Source organism: Rhizobium sp. BK098, from assembly GCF_014193155.1.
Taxonomy (GTDB): domain Bacteria; phylum Pseudomonadota; class Alphaproteobacteria; order Rhizobiales; family Rhizobiaceae; genus Rhizobium.
Map to the genome: position 1 here is coordinate 651,553 of NZ_JACHYY010000001.1, position 21,324 is coordinate 672,876.

Here is a 21,324-nt window from a genome sequence, read left to right on the forward strand (position 1 = left end):
GTCGTATCCCATAAGTATATCCTGTTTGCTTTGCGTTTATTGATGCTGGAAATATCCCATGAATTGTTTGCGCGAAGCTTGTGAATTGTTTTTATCAAGGCGATGAATAAATACATCGGATTATACAATCCTGTGCTGCAATTTTTTCTTTTGTTTTTGCAAGTATAACCGAGAAGGCTCATCATTAAACTAGAAGTAGTGAGTTTGGACCCTATCGTAGACTTTGCGCGAGCTGCAATCTCTGATTTGACTGAACATCCAGCCGGGCACTGATCGCGCATCAACCAATCTACATCACCAGATTATGCTGTTGCTGTAAGCGACGCCCGCGCCTGCGCTCGGATAGGCCGGGCCGGCCAACGGAGCTTTCCGGTGATCACTCCACGTTCAAATAACGTCAGACATGTCCGGCCGAGGGCAATGGCCATCGCTTTCGGCCATGTGCGTTCAAGGCTTCCTATATCCACCTTCCATGACGCTAAATACAAAGATAGCGGCCAGAATCACGATCAGCGTATAATCGAAGGCGGAGAGCAGTCGAAGCAGTTCCATGATGTTTCTCCTCCCACAGAGAACACGAACCAGAACAACCGCTAGTATGTTCCTCCCGCGGGCGCATGCCAAGTTTTTTGCATCCTGCGGTGCAAAAACAATGTTGTGCGAGGCACAATAACCAGTTGTTTCCAAAGAGATATCAGCACTCTATTAACTGCTACTGGTTGCGGCGAGGGCGAGCGCGCGCTGCAATCGTATTGTCAACAAATTTTATAGAGTATAGCATCGGCACAGTGATAAGTCCGATTGCCCAACGCTTGCAGAAATCACGTGGTGCGATCGATTTGGAGGGAGTTGGCTATTGACCCTTGGCTCTGACCATCAGCCGCGTGACCTGCCTGTTGTCGTTATCGTTGGCGGTGGCGTTTCCGGAACCGGGGTTGCCTTTCATCTGCTGCAGCGACAGTTGCTGCGGGCTGGGCAGGTTTTCATATTCGAGCCGCGGGAGCGTTTGGGGGCAGGGCTCGCCTACGACACGCAGGATGTCGCCCATCGCATCAACGTGCCTGCGGCGAGGATGAGCCTGCTGTCCGATGACATCGAACATTTTCAGCGCTGGTTGCTGGAAAATAATGTGCTTGCCGATGATGATGCGGCGATTGCCGTCGATGGCAGTCTTTTTCCGCGACGCTCCGTTTTCGGGAGCTATATCAACAGCATGATCCGTCCCTTCGTCGAGAACGGGCGGCTGCGCCACGTCAGGCAAAGCGTCGAGCGGATCCAGAGGACGGGCGGCCGCTGGGCGGTGACCGGTGCTGGCGGAGAGCGCGTTGATGCCGATATTCTCGTCATCGCGACAAGCCACCCGTCGCCTTTGCCGCCGCAGGTGTTGCGGGATGCGCTTGCCGATCACCCACGCTTTGTTGCCGACCCAACGCGTCCTGATGCGCTTTCGGTCGTCGGCGCCGGAGATCGCGTCCTTGTGGTCGGCAACGGCCTGACCTCGGCCGACGTCATCGCCTCGCTCGAACTTAGGGGACATAAGGGGCCGGTCACCGCGATATCCCGACGCGGTCTGCGCTCGCGCGGCCATGCCGCGGTCAAGCAGGAGCTATTCGGCGATTTTGCTGATCAGCCCTCGAAAACCGCGGTTGATCTGCTGAAACGCGTGCGAGCGGCTATCCGCAGGGCGGAAGGTGATGGACGCAGCTGGCATGCGGTCATCGATCAGGTAAGGACGCAGGGGCGGCAAATCTGGGAGGCGCTTCCGATCGAGGAGCGACGCCGGCTGGTTCGGCATTTGCGGCCGTTTTGGGATGTCCATCGTTTCCGTGTTGCGCCGCAGGTGGAAGCTGTCAGCGAACGGGCGCTTGCAAGCGGCAGGCTTGAGGTGCTGGCGGCTTCGGTTGCGGAGGTTGGCGTTACCGATGATGTCATCGATTGCCGGTTGCGATTGAGCCGTTCCGACCGTTTCGTGAGAAGGCAATTCGATGCGGTCGTCGTCACCACGGGTCCCGGACACCGAGGCATTCTGCAATCCCAAGCCTGGATTGATGAGTTGTCGAAAGCCGGATATCTCGCATTGGATCCCGCCCGCTTGGGATTTTCCTGCGATACGCAATCACGCGCCTTGGCAGCCGACGGTGCAGTGAGCCCATCTCTGTTTATCTCCGGACCGCTTGCACGCGGAACCTTCGGCGAATTGATGGGATTGCCCGAGGTGGTCGAGCACGCCGTTCTCGTGGCCGACCAGGTGGCCGGCGCGATCGCCGATTACACGACGCGTGGGCAAGGGAAGGCATATTTGGACAGTAGTGCCGCCTAAAATCCAAGAAAAGCCGCAAATTCGTTGCTCAGACGATACATTTGCCTAAATTTACTCATATAAACTATACAATTTGTGAGTTACTATCTTGTTCCCACGAGATTGCGGGGTTACTTCCGCAGTCCCATGCTGACAGGATCGGCCCGTTGAGTCTCTTTCGAGCCATGCCGGGTTTTCAACAACTGACTTTGCAGTAAAGCGGACGGCGATGCTTACGAAAAAAGGAAAGTACGGATTGAAGGCGCTGGTGGATCTCGCACGCCTCGGCCCGGGTGAAACCGCGTTCATCAACGATATCGCGTTACGCAACAATATTCCGAAGAAGTTTCTCGATACCATCTTGCTCGAATTGCGAAACGCCGGCGTGTTGCGTTCGAAGAAGGGGCCAGGCGGCGGTTATTCGCTGTCGCGTCCCGCCTCGGAAATCCGCATCGGCCACGTCATCCGTACCCTGGACGGTCCGCTGGCTCCTATCCGCTGCGCCAGCCGCACGGCCTATGAAGCCTGCGACGACTGTTCCGATCCGGAGCGTTGTCAGGTACGGCGCTCGATGACGGAGGTGCGTGACGCGATTGCCGAAATTCTCGACAACATGTCGCTGGAACAATTCGTCGCCGGCGGTGCGGATTTCGACGTCCCGGAACGGGAAGATCGACGCGCTTCTCATACCGCCTGATTTTCGACGTAACTGGGCTTTCAAGGCAACCAACTCTTCAATGGCTTCACGCCGTTGAGATGGTAGTTGCCGACGATGTGGTATTTCTGGCAGGCCGGTTCATGCAGCGTATGGATGCGGGCGTTGCGCCAATGGCGGTCGAGGTTCAGGCCGATGCCCGCCGACGCCGTGCCGGCAAGCTCGAACAGTGTGTCGGCTGCCTCCATCGCAATATCAGCCGTCATCGTCTGGGCTGCCGCAACGGAGAGCGCCGCATCGATGACGTGGTCTTCCGTGAGATTGATCTGCGCCGCGTCGATCTTGCCGCCGGCTCGTTCCATCGTTGCCGTTGCCGCTTCGATTCGGACGGCAATTTCTCCGATTCTCGTTACGATCAGCGGATCGTTGACGGCTTGCTCATCGCCATCGCTTTCCCCCGGGTGAGAACGCGCCCGCACGAACTCCATAGTCGCTGCCAGTGCGGATCTGGCGATACCGAGATTGATTCCAGCGCGCGTGAGCTGGTTCACGCAATCGATCACCGTCGGCTCCGCCAACTTTTCTCGGTCTACGAGCAGGGTGTCGGTATCGAGATAGACATTATGCAATATGACCGTGCCGTTTCCGGAGGTGCGTTGACCAAAGCCGTCCCAATCGTCAATGATTTGGATGCCTTCCGCATTTCTGGGCACGACAGCGGCTATCGATCCCTGGCGTTTGTCCGCCGCGAACAGCGCGATCCAATCTGAAAAGAGAATGCTGGCGGACGGCCTGCTACGTCCGTTGAGGCGGAAGCCAGGCCCGTCTGATGTCAGATGCCAGGAATGGTCGGCGCCGCTTGCACCGGCCTCGGAAAAGATGCTCGCGAAACGATCGCCGGTAATGGCGCGATCGAAAAGGAGTGCCCTTTGGTCCTCACCGCCGCCAATTCTGACCGCTTCCAGCACGTGAAAATGCGTCTGCAATATCTGCGCGATGGAAGGATCGGCCTCCGCAAGGATGGCGATGACTTCGGCGAGAACGCTGTTCGAAATGTCGATGCCGCCATTTTCGGAAGGAACGGAAATTCCAAGCAGCCCCGATTGGGATAGAGCCTCGGCCTCGTTATAGGGTAGGATGCGGTTGATATCGCGGTCGCTCGCCTGCTGTGCAAAGGCCGCCGCAAACGAGCGCGCAATATCGAGCGCCTCTTCTTCGCTTTGAACGCGATGGGCGGGCGGCCTGACGCGTTCATACAATTGGGAAACAGTCCCCATTTGTCACTCCTCGACCAGCGCCGGCTCGGCTCCTCAGAGCGTGGCAAATCAGCGAGATGCTGGTTTCGCACCCTTCTGTATAATAGGCGCCGACTGAAAAATTGTAAGCGCTCGACCCGATGTCAGTAGGTCGAATAGCGAACTCGATGCCTTCCAATGCCATTCCCTCCACAGCGAAAGCGGTTTCGAAATCTGATCTTAGCGCCCGGAATTGCTTTCCTTTTCCCAGTTCAATCGAAGGCGCGGCACGAAGAAAGCAACCGACCGCTGGATGTTTTTCAAGCCGCATTATCGCCGATCCGATTCCGCCCGCAGAAGAAAGCGCTTGCTAGAGGCGCATTTTCGCGCTTTCATATACGACTAAATAAGTAGACAATGACAATAATCATGCCGCCTCATCGCTTCAAGAAGCAATGGCGGACGATTGCAGGCATCGGATATTGCACCGAGTTGGACCTGCCTGTCGCACCTTTCTTTCGTTGGAGAAGAATGGTGGAATTTTGAGACCCGAAGCGGCTCTTATGCGTTTTGTCAGCCGCCGTTCTTCGGTTGTCGAGCGTCAGATCAGAGTTTGAATTTCGGGCAGTTAAGTGACAAGCCCAAGAAAGGCATGATCGACCACCTCTCGCCCCAGGAGTTGATATGACGGTTCAGGGATTCTTTTCCGCCAGGACAAATGCGGCGGCGTCGGCTTATGTGATGCCGCGGATTGCCGTGATCGGACGTGGTTTTTCCGGTATGATGATGGCAATCGCCCTGCTGAAGACAGTGCGCTTTCCCTTCCATCTGCAGCTCTTCGATCCCAATTCCAGCGTCAGCGGTGGTCAGGCGCTCGCCTCGGGACACAGCAGCGAAATCCTCAACAGTCGCGTACGCGATCTTTCGGTCTCTGCCGGCGATCCCGACGATTTCAATCAATGGCTCTCCAGCAATGCGCCTTTCCGTAGCGCCGTCCCCGCCGCCATACCGGGTTTCCTGCAGATCTTCGTGCCGAAGAGCATTTTCAGCGACTACGTCTACCAGCGCTTTTCGGAAGCCTTCTCATCACGGCGCGATGTGGCAGTGCAGGTCCGCAGCGAGACGGTCTTCGGTCTCAGGCGTGTTCGCGGCGGCCGTTTCGTGGTGGAGAGCGACGGGGCCGGCAATGCGCCATTTGATATGGTGGTGCTGGCAACGGGCTACGGCATTGCCGATTGGGAGGCGCAGGCCAGCGATCTCGTGACGGTCCCGACCACCGTTCGTGCGCGACGCCTTGTGTCGCGACCGCACACGATCCTGCTGGGAAGCGGCCTGCGCGTGGTCGATCGGCTGCTGCAGATGCGCGAAAACGGCTATACGGGGCAGATCACCATCGTTTCGCGGCGGGGCTTCCTGCCGCAGAGCCATACGCGCAACAATGCCGACCCGGTTTTCCCTGCAGATGAGATGCCAGACAAACTCAGCGAAATTGTTCGCTTCATTCGCCGCGCTTGCGAGGAGGCGGAGGCGAACGGGCAGAGCTGGCAGTCAGTCATGAATGGTTTGCGCAAGCACGCCCGATCGCTATGGCGATCCCTGCCGGCCGGTCGGAAGCAGCAGTTCAACCGTCATCTGCGGGCGCTCTATGACAGCCATCGCAATCGGTTGCCCGAAGCCCTGCATGTTCGCCTCAATCAGGAGATGGCTGAGGGCAACACGGTGTTGCGGCGCGGTCACTTCATCCGGCGGACGCCGACAGGGCTGGTTTTGAGGCCCGCGGGACGACAGGAGACCGAGCAGCTCTATGCCGATGACGTGATCGATTGTCGATGCCAGGCGCCCGATCTGAATGCGCCGTTGCTGCGCAGCCTTATCGACGCCGGCCTTGCGGTGCCGGACGAGCTCGGCCTTGGTCTCGCGGTCGATGCAGCGGGTGCACTCGAGGTCAATGGGCGTTCGACGGAGGGACTCTTTGCGATCGGCCCCCTGGGGCTTGGAAGTCTCCCGGACATCGATCTCGTGCCTGAGATCGTGACGCAGGCCTATGCGGCCGCCGAAAGCGTGGCGGAACGTTTTCATCCGCAATGCAAGGCGGGCTGACCACTCAGCAGCGTCTCCATTTGCAAGCAAGGTGGCGATCGTTTGGTTCGTTAAGCGTACCGCGTCGCGGCAGAATAGCGGCTTGCTGCGGGCGCCGATCATGGCGCCACCTTCATCCTGATTGCCCAGCGCGTATAATCTATCATTGCCAAGGTGGTTCTCTGGCCTATTTCTGGATGGGCGCTGGTCCGTGCGATAGGTTATGTCCAGTATGAGGCGGCGTTGCCAAGTTTTGAGCGAGGTTCTGGACAGGATAAGGGCGTGAAATGCCTTCGTGTCGCCTTTCTTTGTCTTACAAGGCGTACGCGTAAAGACTATGGAATTCGCAATCATATTATAGGACGAGTCGGATCTCTGTTTTTGCGGAGATTTCGGTCATCCATTGGCTGCGACTTCATGTGCAACGAGGAGCTCTGCTTGCGCCCGCTGAAATCTCGTGTTTTTCTATTGCCTTTTTTGCTGCTGGGATTGGCTATGTTTGCCATCGTCGGTCCGCTGCTGGTGGGCGAGAATGCCTTTGCGCAGGATCAGCAGCCGGCCCAGACATCGCAGCAAACGGATCAACCGCCCGGACAGCTCGCCAATGGGCTGCTGGACACGGCCGTCACCGAACTCGGCAAGGCAAAGAAGACCTACGCATCGCTTCAGGAGGCGGCGAAGCAGGCAACAGCTGATGATGAGACGCTCGTAGCGCTCTCCGGCCAGGTTGACGAACTCAATCGCACCACTGCTGCTATTTCCGCGCGCCTAAAACCCCGTACCGCCGAGATCGATGCACGCCTGACGCAACTCGGTGCTGCCCCGAAGGAAGGCCAGCCGCCTGAGGCTCCGATCGTGACACAGGAGCGCGACCGGCTCAATGCCGAACGCTCGCAGATCAGTGCCGTGATCCTGGATGCAGACAATCTGACCGCAGAAAGCAATCGGCTTTCGATGCAATTCATGGAGATGCGCCGAAAGTTGTTTGCCGAGACGCTATTCAAGCGGACGGAGGTTTCCACCACGACATTCGACGATGCAGGCGCGGCTTTGGTCGAGGAGGGCGTCAAGTTTAGTGCCGCGGTGACGAGCTGGATCGCCTTCGTGCTCAAGGCAAAGCTTGCCTCGCTTCTGGCTGCCGTCTGCCTGTCAATCGGCGCTGCGCTGATATTTCTTTTTGGGGGTTATCGGTTGTTCCGCCGCTACTACGTGCAGGACGAGGCTATCGAGAATCCGCCCTATATCAGCCGACTCTCCGTCGCCTTCTGGTCGACGCTGATCCGCACGTTGTCGCTGGCAGCCTTTCTTGTCACATCCTTCTTCTTCCTCTCGAATTTCAACGTGCTGCGGCCCGACATCGCGCCGATACTGGCGGCGGTCTTTGGCTTTATCGGCCTCGTCTATTTTGTCGGTCGCCTCAGCAACGCCGTCTTCGCGCCATTCCGGCCGCATTGGCGCTTGGTCAAGCTGTCAAATAAGGGAGCGCATTCGCTCACCTGGTGCCTTCAGGCGATGGCCGTTGTCAACGGGCTGGATTATGTCTTCGACCGCATCAGCGAGTCCATGGGATCACCGGTCGTCGTTACCGTGGCGAAAAGCTTCCTGGCCGCACTGTTGATCGGCCTCATCCTGATTGCGGCATCCTTCGGCTCGCCGATGCTGGCCAAGAATGGCGATCCGGATGCGCCTGGCCGCCACTGGCCGCATGGCATGGCCATCATTCTTCGCGCTCTCGGCATATTGGTGATCTTCACCTCGTTCATCGGCTATGTGGGGCTTGCCCGCTTCATGGCAACGCAGATGATCGTGACGAGTGCTGTCATTGCAACCATGTATCTCGGTTTTCAGCTCGGCAAGGCCGTGTCCAAGCAGGGCGTTTTTGCCGAAACCATTATCGGCCGCTTTCTGGAAAACCGCCTGAAGCTGCGTGAGGTGGCGCTTGATCAGGCAGGTCTCGCAGCCGGACTTGCGACCTACGCAGTCGCGCTGCTGACGGGCATTCCCCTGATTCTGCTCTCCTGGGGTTTCCACATTCAGGATCTGGAAGCCTTCGCCTACAGGCTCTTTACCGAGATCAAGATCGGTAACATGTCGATCTCGCTGCTCGGCATCTTTGTCGGTATCCTGCTGTTTGCGGGCGGCTATCTGGTGACGCGCTGGTTCCAGCGGTGGCTCGACAGCAATGTCATGGCGCGCGGGCAGGTGGATCTGGGTGTCCGCAATTCGGTGAGAACCGGCATCGGCTATCTGGGCATAGCATTGGCGGCGATCTTTGCCATTTCCGCTGCCGGCATCGATTTGTCCAGCCTGGCGCTCGTCGCCAGTGCCCTCTCGGTCGGTATCGGTTTCGGTCTGCAGAATATCGTGTCGAACTTCGTGTCGGGCCTGATCCTGCTGGTCGAGCGGCCGTTCAAGGTTGGCGACTGGATCGTTTCGGGTACATCGGAAGGCATCGTCAAGCGCATCTCGGTGCGTGCGACCGAGATCGAGACCTTCCGCAAGCAGTCTATCATCGTGCCAAACTCCGAGCTCATCAACGCGTCCCTCGGCAACTGGACGCATCGCAACAGGCTCGGCCGCTCCGAAATCCCCGTATCCGTCAGCTATGATGCCGATCCGCGCAAGGTGATGGATATCCTGTTGGAGCTGGTACGCTCGATCCCGAAGGTGCTCAGGAATCCGGAGCCGCATGTGGAGTTCCTGCGTTTCGGGCCGTCATCGCTCGATTTCGAGATGCGCTTCTATCTGTCCGATCTCTCCGACGGCATGGAGATCCGCAACAATCTGCGCATCGAAATCCTGAAGCGCTTCAACGAGGAGGGGATTTCAATTCCCTATCCACATCAGGAACTGCATATCGTTCGCGACGGTAGGAGAGGCAGGCAGCTGGATGCTACAGCCGAAGCACTGACGGATGCTGCCGACGGGCCCGAGGCCGGAGATGCCATTCAGGAGGGCTCTGCTTCGTTCCGCGAAGATAAAGTGCCGGGGGCAAAGGGGGCGAGCCGGCGTCGTGGCCGGACCGCAGCGGAGTAAGTTGCACGCAGGTAAACCGCCGCCTGTGTGCTCCGTCTGAAGCTTTAAGCCCGACTTCTCGACATGGACAATGCGCTGCAAGAAAGGCCCGCGCCTCGAACGGCGTCGGCCGACCGGCATAATTTTCTTCACTTCCGGGAAACCAATCGACTTAACAAATACGCAAAAGCTTTGTCTTAAAACAATACAGAGGGGATCATTTTCAAAAACAGGTTTTCATTATGCCATTTCTGGGTGTTTCGGGGATGCAATATTCCGGCGCGTCTCTTGCCGGCTCGCGCATTCTTCTTGTCGAGGATTCCAATCTCTTTACATCGATGGTCAGGGCGAAGCTGAAGGAGCTTCTGGACATCGACGTCGAGATTTGCCGCAATTTCGAAGAACTGCAGCTTGCCTACGACAAGTCGTCGGAGCCGATCAAGCTGGCGATCTCGAATATGAACCTGCCGGGTGCCGAGAAGGGAGAGGCCTTGGCTTATCTTCTCGATCTCAGCATTCCAACGATCGCCTTCACGGGCACTTTTCTCGAAGGCACGCGCGACGAGCTGATCGCCAAGGATGTGGTGGATTACATTCTCAAGGACAATATCTTTGCGGTGGATATGCTGGCGGAATCGATCTGCCGCTTTCTGACCAACCACCGTCACCACGTTCTCATCGTCGACGACAGCGCAACGGCCCGCGCTTTGCTGTCCAGCCGCCTGAAACGCTACAATTTCCGCGTCAGCGTTGCGGAGAATGGTGCAAAAGCGCTCGATATCCTGAGGGCCAGCTCGGATATCGGCCTTATGGTAACGGACTACAATATGCCCGACATGGACGGATTCGAGCTGACGCGGCGCATCCGCGCGACCACCGGCTCCCATGAGCTGCGCATTATCGGTGTCTCGTCATCCAGCAACCGGCTGCTTTCTGCCCGTTTCCTCAAAGCGGGCGGCAATGATTTCATCTTGCGGCCATTCATCGACGAGGAATTCTACTGCCGCGTGAATCAGAATCTCGACACGCTGTTGCAGATTCAGTCGGCTCAGCCGCCCGCTAGGGAGGTACAGGCCCGATAAAATCGGCTTGAGCAATCCAGAAAAAGTGAGGAAAAATCACTTTTATGTAAATCTCCGCAATCGGCGGTTCCAATTTTTTCACGAATCCTGTTCAGGATACGGGCAAGACGGTTTAGCAGACCTGCAATTGACTGAATATTCATACACCTGATGGTGTGGGAGGAATTGAAGGGAAATGGTACTGCATGCGGGAAACCTCAGCGGTGGCATCGGTCACCGCGACGGCAGCCAGAAAATACTTCTGGTTGAGGATTCGCGCATGTTTTCGGCGGTGCTATCGCATCGGTTCGAAACCGAACTCGGTCTTGCGGTAACCCATTGCTCTTCATTGAAAGTGCTGAACGAGGTGCTGGCAGGGGCGGATCGCAGCTTCACGATGGCGGTGATCGACCTTAACCTCCCCGACGCTGCCCATGGAGAAGCCCTGGATGTTGCCGTCGCCCATGACATTCCCACCATCGTTTTTACGGCATCTTTCGACTTAGCGACGCGCAATCGCATCATGGAGCGCAATGTCGTCGACTATGTGCTCAAGGATGGCGAGTTCGCCCTCGACAATCTCGTTTCCTCCGTCCGGCGCGCCATTGCCAATCGGTCCGTTCGCGTGATGGTCGTCGATGATGTGCCTTCGGCGCGGAAAATGCTGACGGACTTGCTGCACGCCCAGCAATTCAGGGTCGCTGAAGCCGGCACGGGTGTCGAGGCCCTGGCAATGCTCGAAACATTCGACGACATCGAAATCGTCGTTACCGACTATAATATGCCTGACATGAACGGGCATGAACTGACCCGCCGCATCCGCCACCGCTATGGCTCGGATCGGATGCGGATCATCGGCATTTCGTCTTCGAACGATCGTTTGCTGTCTGCGACATTTCTGAAGGCGGGTGCCAGCGATTTCATCTATCGGCCCTTCGTTCAGGAAGAGCTGCAATGCCGCATCGCATTGAATGTGGAGACGCTGTCGCAGCTGAAGCAATTGCGGGCGGCAGCGGCGAGCGACTACCTGACCGGTCTCTATAATAGGCGCTATTTCTATGATCATGGCCCGCGTCTGGTCAATGAATGCCTGCGTCGTCAGCGTCCGAGCTCCGTTGCCATTCTCGATATCGATCATTTCAAGCATCTGAACGATACTTATGGGCACGAGATCGGAGACCAAGTGCTGAAGGCCGTTGCCGGCAGGCTTCACACGCTTCTGGAAGGCACGGATAATCTGCTCTCCCGCCTTGGGGGCGAAGAGTTTGCCATTCTTTTTGCGGAAATGAATTCGCGTGCGGCAACCGAGCTGTGCGATGAGGTCCGCCTCAGCCTTGCGAGCCTGAAGGTTCATGCCGACGACGAAGAGCTTTCGGTGACTGTTTCCATCGGGGTTGCGGAAATTGCCGGCTACGAGTCCTTCGACAACTATCTCAATGCTGCCGACCAGTTTCTCTACATGGCGAAGCACAATGGCCGAAACCAGGTCTATTCCGATTTCAAGATGGCCCAACAGGCGGCCCAGTAAGCCGCCTGCAATAATCCGATTGCCTTGATTTCCGTCGGTCTCAGACGACGATGCCGGTGCGGTTGGTCGACATGGTCAGCTTGCGCTCTGCGCGCTCCTGCTGCGGCGAGCGATTATAGAGTTCGCGATAACACTTGGAGAAGTGCGAGGCCGATACGAAGCCGCATGCGACCGCCACTTCAACGACCGGCATGGAGGATTGCACCAGTAGATGCCGGGCGCGATCCAGACGAATTTCAAGATAGTAGCGTGCTGGCGAGCGGCCCATTTCCTGCCGGAACAGGCGCTCGATCTGCCGACGCGACAGGCCGGCATCGTCAGCGATTTCCAGCAGCGACAGCGGCTCGGCGAGGTTGCTTTCCATCAGCTCGATAATCGATAGCACCTTGGAGTTCTGCACGCCGAGACGCGCGCGCAGCGGCAGGCGCTGGCGGTCATGCGGGCTGCGGACACGATCGGTCAGCTGCTGTTCGCAGACGCGGTTGACGAGGTTTTCGCCAAAGTCCTGACCGATGAGATTGAGCATCATGTCGAGCGAGGCGGTGCCGCCGGCGCATGTATAGAGGTTGCTGTCGACCTCGTAGAGATCGGCATAGACTTCCGCCTGCGGGAAGGTTTCCGAAAAGCCCGGCAGGTTCTCCCAGTGGATCGCACAGCGCTTGCCGTTCAGCAATCCTGCTTGGGCAAGCACATGCGCGCCCGTACAGAGGCTGCCGACGGCGACGCCGCGATTGTATGTCTCACGCAGCCAGGCATTGACCGACTTGTTGTGGAATTCTTCGACATAGATGCCGGAACAGACCAGCACCATGTTCGGGCGGTTCTCGCCGCCCAGATAGCGGCGCTCGTCGGTAAGGGAAGAATTGACCTCCAGCCCGATGCCGCTGGAGGAATAGACTTTCTGACCGTCCGTCGAGGCGAGCCGCCACGTGTAGGCGGGGTAGCCCAGCATGCGATTGGCAATCCGCAGCGTCTCGATCGCGGCGGAAAACGGCAGCATGGTGAAATGCGGAACAAGGAAGAAAACCAGGGAGCGCGTCTTGATCGGGGTCTTGCTCATGTCGTGAAAATCCATGTTCCAGGGCCGTTACGTATTCCTTGCGTCAAATACGCCGGCCCGATGGTCTATAAGCGACATTGGCATGGATAATCGCGGCCGCAAAGGGATATTTGCGTCTACTTTGAAAAATTGGGCTATGAAGGAGAGAAGCAAAGGGGAAGCGAGCAATATGCTCAAGCGACGAAATATATTTGTGGGTAATTCTCAGGATTAAAATGCGATTCGCATCTTGATGCGTAAATGTTCAAAAGGCGACGCTCGCTTGGGTTGAGCGCCGCCTTCAGCCGTTGTTCTTGCTGATTATCATCGGGTAGCCTTCGGCTTCTTGATTTCGTTTGCGGCCGGCCAGCCCAAGTCCTTGCGCATGTCATCGGACAGAGATTCAAGCTCGCGAAGGGAGCGCCACTGCTGCCAGCGCTTAGCGAGGCGAGAAAAGAAGGGCATGTAACTTCCGCCTGACGGAAACGGGTTCCGCGTGCCGGTCTGTCTATAGCTGATGGTCGTCATTTTCAGGGTCCTTTCAGTGTCAACCGCTCAAAATGTCACGGGTTTAATATGGGCCTGCCAGATCTATCAATCAAACGAATAGATCTTATAGCTGCCATTAGTATTATTGAACGAACGCAATTTGCCGGGTTTCCGCTCCAGCGCCGACAATGTGCGATCCGGCGGGAGGCCGCGTGCATTGACGTCATCGATCAGATGAGCGGGAAAGCGGGTGGCAATCTCGTCGAGCGTATGCTGCGCCATCCGCTGAATTTTGCGGAGGCGTAAAAGAGAGAAAAGCCGTGAGGCTTCGTCCGATACCATGCCAGCCATGATTTTACTCCTTTGAGGCTGCGATGAATTTCCATTACGTCTAATATGGTGCTTCGTTGACATTCAGACAAATGAAATGATATGGTGCTTAGGATCAGAAAAATTGAAAGGTAGTCGATATGACCGTACCGTTCCGCCGGCCCATACCGTTGCTTGACAATGAAGTTCTGCGTACCTTTGTGGCGATTGCCGAAACGGGGAATTTCTCAACCGCGGCCGATGCGGTCTTTCGTACGCCGTCAGCTGTTTCCATGCAGATCAAAAAGCTGGAAGAGCAGCTCGGCGTGACGCTGTTTCTGCGCGATGCGCGCTCGGTGAGCCTGACGCAGCACGGGGAGATGCTGCTTTCCTATGCGCGCAATATTCTGGCGCTCTCCAATGAGGCGGTGTCGCGCTTCATCATGCCTGAACTCAGCGGCGTCGTGCGGCTTGGGGCGCCTGACGATATCGGCGAACGCCTGCTGCCGACCATCCTCAAGAGCTTTTCTGAGACATATCCCGGCATCATGGTCGATGTCGTCGTCGATATGAGCATCCAGCTCAAGAAGCGCATCGAGGAACAGCGGCTGGACCTCGCGCTGATCAATTGCGCGACGCGTCCTTTCCCGACCGAGGGTGAGGTCATCTACACTGAGCGTCTCGTCTGGGCCGGCGCCAAGTGCGGTACCGCCTATCGCCGCGATCCGCTGCCGATCTCGATCTGGGAAGAGGGCTGCATCTGGCGGTCTGAAGCCATGGCGCAGCTGGAGCGGCAGAAGCGCGCCTATCGCGTTTCCTATCTCAGCGCCCATACGATGGCGCAGCGCGCCGCGATCGTTTCCGATCTTGCCGTCGCGCCATTCCCGCGCTCCTACATCACCGATGACATGGAAATTCTCGGACCGAACGAGGGGCTGCCGGAACTGACGTCCTTCGACATTCGTCTGCTGACGGCATCGCAGATGACCGGACCGATGAAAGCGGTGGCAGACAGCATTCGCCAGGCCTTCGTCGAGATCGGGCGCAAAATGGCCGCGTGAATCGCGGCCAGTCGATCTTTATTCGCGGCTGCGGCGACGCCTGCGGCCGCTGCCTTCTCCGCCATCGTCGGAGATCTGCTTGCGCTCGGGCAAAGTCACTACCTTCGAGAGCTCCGGGAAGGCGTCCACTTTGTTCGGCAGCGCCATGGCGTAGACGAAATGCTCCTGAAACTTTGATTCAAGAGCCGTTTCTATCTTCTCGATTTTCCTGACGGTTTCCTCGATCTCGCGACGATGCCCGCGGTTGAGCAGCGCCATGCGCGCACCGGTGCCGGCGGCATTGCCGACGGCCTTAACCTTGTCGAGTTCGCAGTCGGGAATGAGCCCCAGCACCATCGCATATTTGGGATCGATGAAGGTGCCGAAGGCGCCGGCGAGGCCGATGCGGTCGACGTGATCGATGCCCTGCTTGTCCATCAACAGCTTGACGCCGGCATAAAGCGCTGCCTTCGCAAGCTGGATGGCGCGGATATCGTTCTGGGTGACTGTGATGCGCGGTTCGCCATCTCGCAGAAGATAGGAGAAGGTGCGGCCATTCTGCAGGATGCGCGGCGAGCGTGCAGCCATGGAGCCATCGACGACGCCATCTTCCGAGATGATGCCGGTCAGGAACATTTCCGCGACGACTTCGATGATGGCCGAGCCGCAGATGCCTGTCACACCGACCTTGGCGGCAGCCTCTTCGAAGCCCGGCTCATCCGACCACTGTTCGATGCCGATGACTCGGTAGCGCGGCTCGAGGGTGGCGGGATCGATGCGCACGCGTTCGATCGCGCCGGGAGCGGCGCGCTGACCGCTGGAAATCTCCGCGCCTTCGAAGGCAGGCCCGGTCGGCGAGGAAGCGGCGACGACGCGATGGCGGTTGCCGAGCACGATTTCCGCATTGGTGCCGATATCGACCAGCAGCATCATTTCATCCTGACGATGCGGCCCTTCGGCAAGTGTCGCGGCAGCCGCATCTGCGCCGACATGGCCGGCGATGCAGGGCAGCATGTAGACGCGTGTGCCTGTGTTCATCGGCAGGCCGATCTCGGCCGATTTCAGATGCACTGCCCCGGATACGGCAAGCGCGAAGGGCGCACCGCCGAGTTCCGTCGGGTCGATGCCGAGGAAAAGATGGTGCATGATCGGATTGCCGACGAAGACGGCATTCAAAATATCCTCGCGCGATACACCACCATCAGCGCAGACCTTGTCGATCAAGCCATTCAAGGCTTCGCGGACGGCGTTGGTCATCGCCTCGCGGCCGTCCGGATTCATCATCACATAGGAGACGCGGCTCATCAGATCCTCGCCGAAGCGGATCTGCGGATTGGAGGCGCCAGCCGAGGCGACGGTTCGGCCCGAGAGCAGCGACGACAGATGCATGGCGATCGTTGTCGAACCGATATCGCAGGCAATGCCATAGGCCTCGTTCTTCAAGCCCGGATAGAGCGCGATGAGGCGAGGGCGTTCGCTCTCCTGATCGCGATGGATGGCGGCCGTCACCTTCCATTCGCCCTTGCGCAGGATCGACTGCACCTGCGGGATGAGGTGGAAATCCACCTCGAGATTGTCGTATTTCCAGTCGGCCGCGATTGCCGCCTTCAGGCGATCGAGATCGCCAAGCGGCTTGTGCATATCGGGCTCCTCGACCTCGACGTAGCACATGTGCACGGCCGGATCGCGGGCTATGACGCGCTCGTCGGCCGCCTTTCGCACCACCTGTGCGTTGATGACGGTATCCTGCGGTACGTCGATGACGAGATCGCCTTGGATGAGGGCGGAGCAGGAGAGCCGGCGGCCTTCGGGCAGGTCGCGCACCTCGGCATAGCGTTTTTCCTTCGGCCCGATCGGCGAAAGATGGTCATTGGCCGAGACGATCTTGTGCTTGGCGAAATTGCCTTCCTGCACGGATACCTGGCAACGCCCGCAGGTGGCACGGCCGCCACAGACACTCTCGACATAGACGCCGAGCTGGCGGGCTGCCTCCAGCACAGGTGTTCCCACGGGGAAGTGGCCGCGCTTGCCGGACGGCATGAAAAGGACGAGAGGTTTGGCGCTGTCGCTGGCTTCGGCCACGGATCAGCCTTTCTATTTGCTAAGACGGCGTGCGTTCGAGCGAACGCGCTTGCTATAGGGTTTTATCGCAGCGTGGGTGACCGCATCGACGATGCTGCGCTGGCTTGTCGTGCCCGCGGACGTCAGAGCCGCGAAACCCTGTTGCATCATTGCTGCATTTACGGCAACGGCGCTTTCCGCCGCGGCCATCATCTTTTCGGAAACCATCCGGTTCATTTCGGCGGCATTCACATTGCCGGTCAGCGCGTCCATCCACATCTGCTGCAGCCTGATCGCGATCACGACAGGTGTCTGTAGCCAGAGCGTGGCAAGATCATTGGAAAGGCCGCGACCGGATGACATCTTATTCCCTCGCTGCTCCTGCACCGGCGCGCGCTGCACGACCGCCGCGGCGTCCGCCGCCGGCGGCAGGTGCCGCCGTTGCTGCGGCGGCTGCGACGCCTTCTGCCGGCTTGTAGTCACGATAGGTCATGATCCAGTTGGTGCAATTGGCGTCCGTGCCGTTCAGCACGTTGGCGGCGCGCACGGCTTCCATTTCCTGCGGCCGGCAGGGGTTCATGATCGCCGAGGTCATGCCGGCGCCGATGACCATCGGGATGAAACCGGCATTGATGCCATGGCGGTGCGGCAGGCCGAAGGAGATATTGGAGAGGCCGCAGGTGGTGTTCACCTTGAGTTCGTTGCGCAGGCGGTGCAGCAGCGCGAAGACCTGGCGACCGGCATCGCCCAGCGCCCCGATCGGCATGACGAGCGGATCGACGACGATGTCATGCGGCTTGATGCCGTGATCCATGGCGCGCTCGACGATCTTCTTGGCGACCGCGAAACGCACGTCCGGATCCATGGAAATCCCGGTCTCGTCGTTAGAGATGGCGACGACGGGCACGTCGTATTTCTTGACCAGCGGCAGGATGGCTTCGAGCTTTTCCTCTTCGCCCGTCACCGAATTGACCAGCGGCCGGCCCTTGGCAACCTTGAGTGCGGCTTCGATGGCCGCCGTGACCGAGCTGTCGATCGAGAGCGGTACGTCGACCAGACCCTGCACGATCTCCAGCGTCTGCACCAGCAGACCCGGTTCGGTCTCGTTCGGATTGACCGACGTGACGCCCGCATTGACGTCGAGCATGGTCGCACCGGCGGCCACCTGCTCCAGAGCGTCCTTGATGACGGTGTCGAAATTGCCTTCGATCATCTCGGCAGCGAGCTTCTTGCGCCCCGTCGGGTTGATGCGCTCGCCGATCACGCAGAAAGGCTGGTCGAAGCCTATGATGATCTCGCGGGTGGCGGAGGCAACGATGGTACGCGTCATGTCTGATCCTCTGGTCAGTTGGCCCGATAGCTGGTCTATCGTGCGGTGATCTGGGTTACAAGCCGGACGATTCCTCTCCTGGCCCGCCTCTATCTATCGAACTCAATGCGTCTGCGGCGGCGTATGGTGGGCTGCAATTTCCGCCATCGCCTGCTGGTTTTCTTCCCGGCCTTCGCTGATCTGATGCAGGCGCTCGGCAACCAGGGCATCGGTGCGGCCGGCTTCACGCTTCCAAGGCTGGCGGCCCTTGAGCACGCCGGAATCATGCACCATTTCGGCGACATATTCCTCCTGGCGGTAGGCCATGACGTGAATGCCGGAAACGCCCTCGATCTCCTTCACCTCGTTGATGATGTCGATGCAGAGCTGCTTGCCTTCCTTCTTCTGATCCTGCGCACCTTCGATACGCTTGATGATTTCATCGGGAATGTGGACACCCGGTACGTTCGAGCGCATCCAGCGGGCAGTTCTTGCCGATGCAAGCGGGCCGACGCCGACGAGAATGAAGCATTTTTCGGTGAGGCCGAGGTCGCGCACCTTCTTCATGTATTCGCGGAACATCGGCACGTCGTAGCAATACTGGCTCTGGACGAACTGCGCCCCGGCCTCGATCTTCTTCGCCAGCCGGTAGGGTCGGAAATCGTAAGGCGGTGCGAAGGGATTGATGGCGGCTCCCAGAAAGACCTTCGGCGGCGAGGTCAGCTTGCGGCCGGAGAGGAATTTCGCGTTGTCGCGCATGATGCGCACGGTTTCCAGCAACGACATGCAATCGAGATCGAAGACCGGCTTGGCGCCCGGCTGATCGCCGGCTTGTACGCCATCACCGGTCAGGCACATGATGTTGCAAACGCCCATGGCGGCTGCGCCCAGCACGTCGCCCTGGATGGCGATGCGGTTCTTGTCGCGGCAGGCGATCTGCATGATGGGCGCATAGCCCATGCGTGTCAGAAGCGCGCAGATGCCAACTGAAGACATATGGCAGTTCGCACCCGAGGCATCGACGGCATTGATACCATCGACCCAGCCTTCGAAGATGGCTGCGCGTTCATAAACGTCTTCGGCATTGGCGCTGTCGGGCGGGTTCAATTCGGCTGTCACGGCGAACTCGCCGCGGCGAAGCACGCGTTCCAGCCGGCCGAGCGAAGAGTGGCCGGGCAGGGGATCGAGCGGCAGATGGACGCCAAGCGGGTTTTCATCGATATGCGACATCGCTCAGGCTTCCTTTTTCGCCGTTTCGCGGGTTGCCGCGGCCTCCGCCGTGACGCGGAGCCAGGAGGATGTTTCGCGCAGCGACTGGTTCACGGGCTTCTGCACGTTGAGGATCGCGTCCCCGTGGGTCATGTTCCGCGAGCCATTCCAGGCCTGCACCCAGACGCAGGGCATATCGGGCTCCACCTCGCAATTGCCGTTGGCGCGCACGCCGCCGCAGGGGCCATTGCGCAGCTGCTTCGGACAGTTCATCGGACAAGACATGCCCGTCGATGATAGCGCGCACTGGCCGCACATGCGGCAATCGAACAGGAAGCCCTTCACATTGCGTTCGATGAAGGTGATCGGGCGCTCTACGCGGTCATAGCCGAACGCCTTCCACAGCGGATGAAGCAGGAGGAAGGCGTCGGCGAAGCGACGATAGAACCATTCCAAGAAACGTGAGTGACGCACGGCCCAGAGACGGACCGTGTATTTGCGCCGGGCGCGGCGATTGGGCGAAACTCCCGCAGGCGTATAGGCACCGCTGGCCGCTTTTGCGCCCGCGGCGGCATTGCCGGGCTTCTGAACGGCATCAGCCATTATCGCGGCCTCCGGATTTCACCAGAGCCACCAGCCGCTCGCGATCATAAGCTGCCTCGAGCTCGCTCGCCGCCTTGTCTGCTTCGGCTTCGAGATCGTCCGATACCGGCACCGGGTCCGCCTTGCGCCATTCGGCGAGATAATCGTCAGTTTCAGCGGCACCGGTGCGCATGGCGCACATGTCTATTGCTTCGGTAAAGCGCAACGAAAGCTCGCGTTTTGCCGTCTGCCTGCCCTTCTTGATGATCACCTGGGCCGGAATGTCCCGCCAGTAGACGACAATGCGATCCGCCATGCACAAATCTCCTCTTCACGCCAGAATGCACGCCGGCCGACCTTGGGACTGCACTCGCCACGACGCGCCACATGCCGAAAAGCGACGCGAGATGAAAACCTTGTCTGGAAGTATCGCCAAGGCGCTTTATCCTTTGAAACGGCCGGGTGCGAACTGTGATTGAATGTTCTTCCGTCGTCCAGCATGTCGGCCCAAGCAAAGAGGAGGAAGACAGAAAAGCGACGTAGGTGTCGTAATCAGACGGTCAGCAACTCGCGGGCAAGATCGCCGTACCCGGTGTAGCGATATTCGTAGTCCAGTCCGAGATAGGCGGCGGCTTCCTTCGCCTTTGCCTGCAGCGCCGGATCTTCCTCTTGCGAGAGATAGACCACCTTGCGGTAGTTGCCGAAATACATATCGCGCAATTCGGGATGACGGTCCAAACCCAGCGGGACGATGACGAAGGCTTCGAACTGGCGGGCCAGGAAGTCGGTGAGGAAGAACGAGGTGATATCATTGTCACGCGCCGCGAAGGCCTCGTTGCCGGTAAAGAAGGAATAACAATGCGGTCCGGAAAGCCGCTCTATTCCCTCGCGCTCGCAAATCCTGTCGATATCGCCACCGGTGCCGCAATCGGCATAGCCAATGAAGATCTTTTCGAAGCCGCGAGAGCGGGCATCGGCAATCGCTTCTTCCAGTGCTGGTGCGATCTTCTGCGGATAGGAGTGATAGATTGCGGGAAGACAGTGGAGATCGATGTGATCGAGCCCGTTTATTCGGGTAAGCGCCAGTATTTCGCGTGCGATTGCGCCGCACGCGATCACATGAACCTTTTGCTTTGTTATACGTTTATCGCCCGGAGGGTTCTTCTCCGCATTTTTTTGATCGATATCCACTCAGAGGGGGTTCCCAATCATGACTGCATCGACACTCACGAAAATTGCAGCGGCCTGCGCCGTTCTCATGGTACTTGCTTCCTGCGCCAATACCATACGCGGCGTGGGCAGAGATACTGCAAACGCGGTCCACGCGACGGAGGACGCTGGTCATACCGTCAAGAAGGCGGCTCAATAATCAATTTGGGATGCCGATGCGCCGGCGGCAACCCATTGGTTATCG

Annotated in this window: 19 protein-coding genes; 8 read left to right on the plus strand and 11 right to left on the minus strand. The window is 58.5% G+C overall.

Going from position 1 to position 21,324, the window contains the following annotated elements; all coding sequences use genetic code 11:
• Positions 1–856 precede the first annotated feature (856 nt).
• Positions 857–2,320 (plus strand): FAD/NAD(P)-binding protein, encoded by a 1,464-nt coding sequence (locus tag FHT73_RS03180; RefSeq protein ID WP_183709768.1) that lies wholly within the window; start codon positions 857–859, stop codon positions 2,318–2,320.
• 208 nt (positions 2,321–2,528) lie between these two features.
• Positions 2,529–2,996 (plus strand): Rrf2 family transcriptional regulator, encoded by a 468-nt coding sequence (locus FHT73_RS03185; protein WP_015340239.1) that lies wholly within the window; start codon positions 2,529–2,531, stop codon positions 2,994–2,996.
• Positions 2,997–3,016: 20 nt separating this feature from the next.
• Here FHT73_RS03185 and FHT73_RS03190 read toward each other — a convergent pair whose 3' ends face one another.
• Complete coding sequence (locus FHT73_RS03190; protein ID WP_183709770.1) at positions 3,017–4,231, minus strand: SfnB family sulfur acquisition oxidoreductase; 1,215 nt, start codon at positions 4,229–4,231, stop codon at positions 3,017–3,019.
• Positions 4,232–4,873: 642 nt separating this feature from the next.
• On the opposite strand from FHT73_RS03190, the gene FHT73_RS03195 reads away from it, so the two are divergent.
• The 4 genes from FHT73_RS03195 (at position 4,874) to FHT73_RS03210 (ending at position 11,872) form a co-directional block, all read left to right on the plus strand.
• Positions 4,874–6,289 (plus strand): FAD/NAD(P)-binding protein, encoded by a 1,416-nt coding sequence (locus FHT73_RS03195; protein ID WP_183709772.1) that lies wholly within the window; start codon positions 4,874–4,876, stop codon positions 6,287–6,289.
• Between the two features lie 417 nt (positions 6,290–6,706).
• Positions 6,707–9,304, plus strand: a complete 2,598-nt coding sequence (locus FHT73_RS03200; protein WP_183709774.1) for a mechanosensitive ion channel family protein — start codon at positions 6,707–6,709, stop codon at positions 9,302–9,304.
• Between the two features lie 221 nt (positions 9,305–9,525).
• Positions 9,526–10,365: a response regulator gene (locus tag FHT73_RS03205; protein WP_183709776.1), complete on the plus strand. Its 840-nt coding sequence runs from the start codon at positions 9,526–9,528 to the stop codon at positions 10,363–10,365.
• 175 nt (positions 10,366–10,540) lie between these two features.
• Entirely contained in the window at positions 10,541–11,872 is a 1,332-nt protein-coding gene (locus FHT73_RS03210) for a diguanylate cyclase (RefSeq protein ID WP_183709778.1), read from the plus strand.
• A 40-nt stretch (positions 11,873–11,912) separates the two neighbouring features.
• On the opposite strand, the gene FHT73_RS03215 is transcribed toward FHT73_RS03210, so the two are convergent.
• The 3 genes from FHT73_RS03215 to FHT73_RS03220 form a co-directional block, all read right to left on the minus strand.
• A complete protein-coding gene (locus tag FHT73_RS03215) occupies positions 11,913–12,932 on the minus strand; it encodes a GlxA family transcriptional regulator (protein WP_348627044.1) in 1,020 nt (339 codons plus the stop codon).
• Between the two features lie 303 nt (positions 12,933–13,235).
• Positions 13,236–13,439 (minus strand): DUF1127 domain-containing protein, encoded by a 204-nt coding sequence (locus FHT73_RS29400; protein WP_112605449.1) that lies wholly within the window; start codon positions 13,437–13,439, stop codon positions 13,236–13,238.
• Positions 13,440–13,505: 66 nt separating this feature from the next.
• Positions 13,506–13,751 carry a hypothetical protein gene (locus FHT73_RS03220; protein ID WP_015340230.1) on the minus strand — a complete coding sequence of 82 codons (246 nt, stop codon included), beginning with the start codon at positions 13,749–13,751 and terminating at the stop codon, positions 13,506–13,508.
• Positions 13,752–13,870: 119 nt separating this feature from the next.
• Here FHT73_RS03220 and FHT73_RS03225 point away from each other — a divergent pair, with 119 nt between their 5' ends.
• Positions 13,871–14,770, plus strand: a complete 900-nt coding sequence (locus FHT73_RS03225) for a LysR family transcriptional regulator (RefSeq protein WP_015340229.1) — start codon at positions 13,871–13,873, stop codon at positions 14,768–14,770.
• A gap of 18 nt (positions 14,771–14,788) precedes the next feature.
• On the opposite strand, the gene FHT73_RS03230 is transcribed toward FHT73_RS03225, so the two are convergent.
• The 7 genes from FHT73_RS03230 to FHT73_RS03260 all read right to left on the minus strand — a co-directional run bounded on the left by FHT73_RS03230 (position 14,789) and on the right by FHT73_RS03260 (position 21,101).
• Positions 14,789–16,789, minus strand: coding sequence for an ASKHA domain-containing protein (locus tag FHT73_RS03230; protein ID WP_183710149.1), 2,001 nt, complete (start codon positions 16,787–16,789; stop codon positions 14,789–14,791).
• A 54-nt stretch (positions 16,790–16,843) separates the two neighbouring features.
• Positions 16,844–17,173 (minus strand): hypothetical protein, encoded by a 330-nt coding sequence (locus FHT73_RS03235; RefSeq protein WP_112334602.1) that lies wholly within the window; start codon positions 17,171–17,173, stop codon positions 16,844–16,846.
• 1 nt (position 17,174) lies between these two features.
• On the minus strand, positions 17,175–18,140 hold the full coding sequence (locus tag FHT73_RS03240) for a methyltetrahydrofolate cobalamin methyltransferase (RefSeq protein WP_112605452.1): 966 nt from the start codon (positions 18,138–18,140) through the stop codon (positions 17,175–17,177).
• A 102-nt stretch (positions 18,141–18,242) separates the two neighbouring features.
• Entirely contained in the window at positions 18,243–19,349 is a 1,107-nt protein-coding gene (locus FHT73_RS03245; protein ID WP_183709780.1) for a methylenetetrahydrofolate reductase, read from the minus strand.
• 3 nt (positions 19,350–19,352) lie between these two features.
• Positions 19,353–19,931 (minus strand): methylenetetrahydrofolate reductase C-terminal domain-containing protein, encoded by a 579-nt coding sequence (locus FHT73_RS03250; RefSeq protein ID WP_183709782.1) that lies wholly within the window; start codon positions 19,929–19,931, stop codon positions 19,353–19,355.
• Positions 19,924–20,226 (minus strand): virulence factor, encoded by a 303-nt coding sequence (locus FHT73_RS03255; protein ID WP_095435163.1) that lies wholly within the window; start codon positions 20,224–20,226, stop codon positions 19,924–19,926. Before FHT73_RS03255 ends, FHT73_RS03250 begins: the two co-directional genes overlap by 8 nt.
• 236 nt (positions 20,227–20,462) lie before the next feature.
• On the minus strand, positions 20,463–21,101 hold the full coding sequence (locus tag FHT73_RS03260; protein ID WP_183709784.1) for a DUF1638 domain-containing protein: 639 nt from the start codon (positions 21,099–21,101) through the stop codon (positions 20,463–20,465).
• Between the two features lie 19 nt (positions 21,102–21,120).
• On the opposite strand from FHT73_RS03260, the gene FHT73_RS29405 reads away from it, so the two are divergent.
• Entirely contained in the window at positions 21,121–21,279 is a 159-nt protein-coding gene (locus FHT73_RS29405) for an entericidin A/B family lipoprotein (protein ID WP_112334606.1), read from the plus strand.
• Positions 21,280–21,324 lie beyond the last annotated feature (45 nt).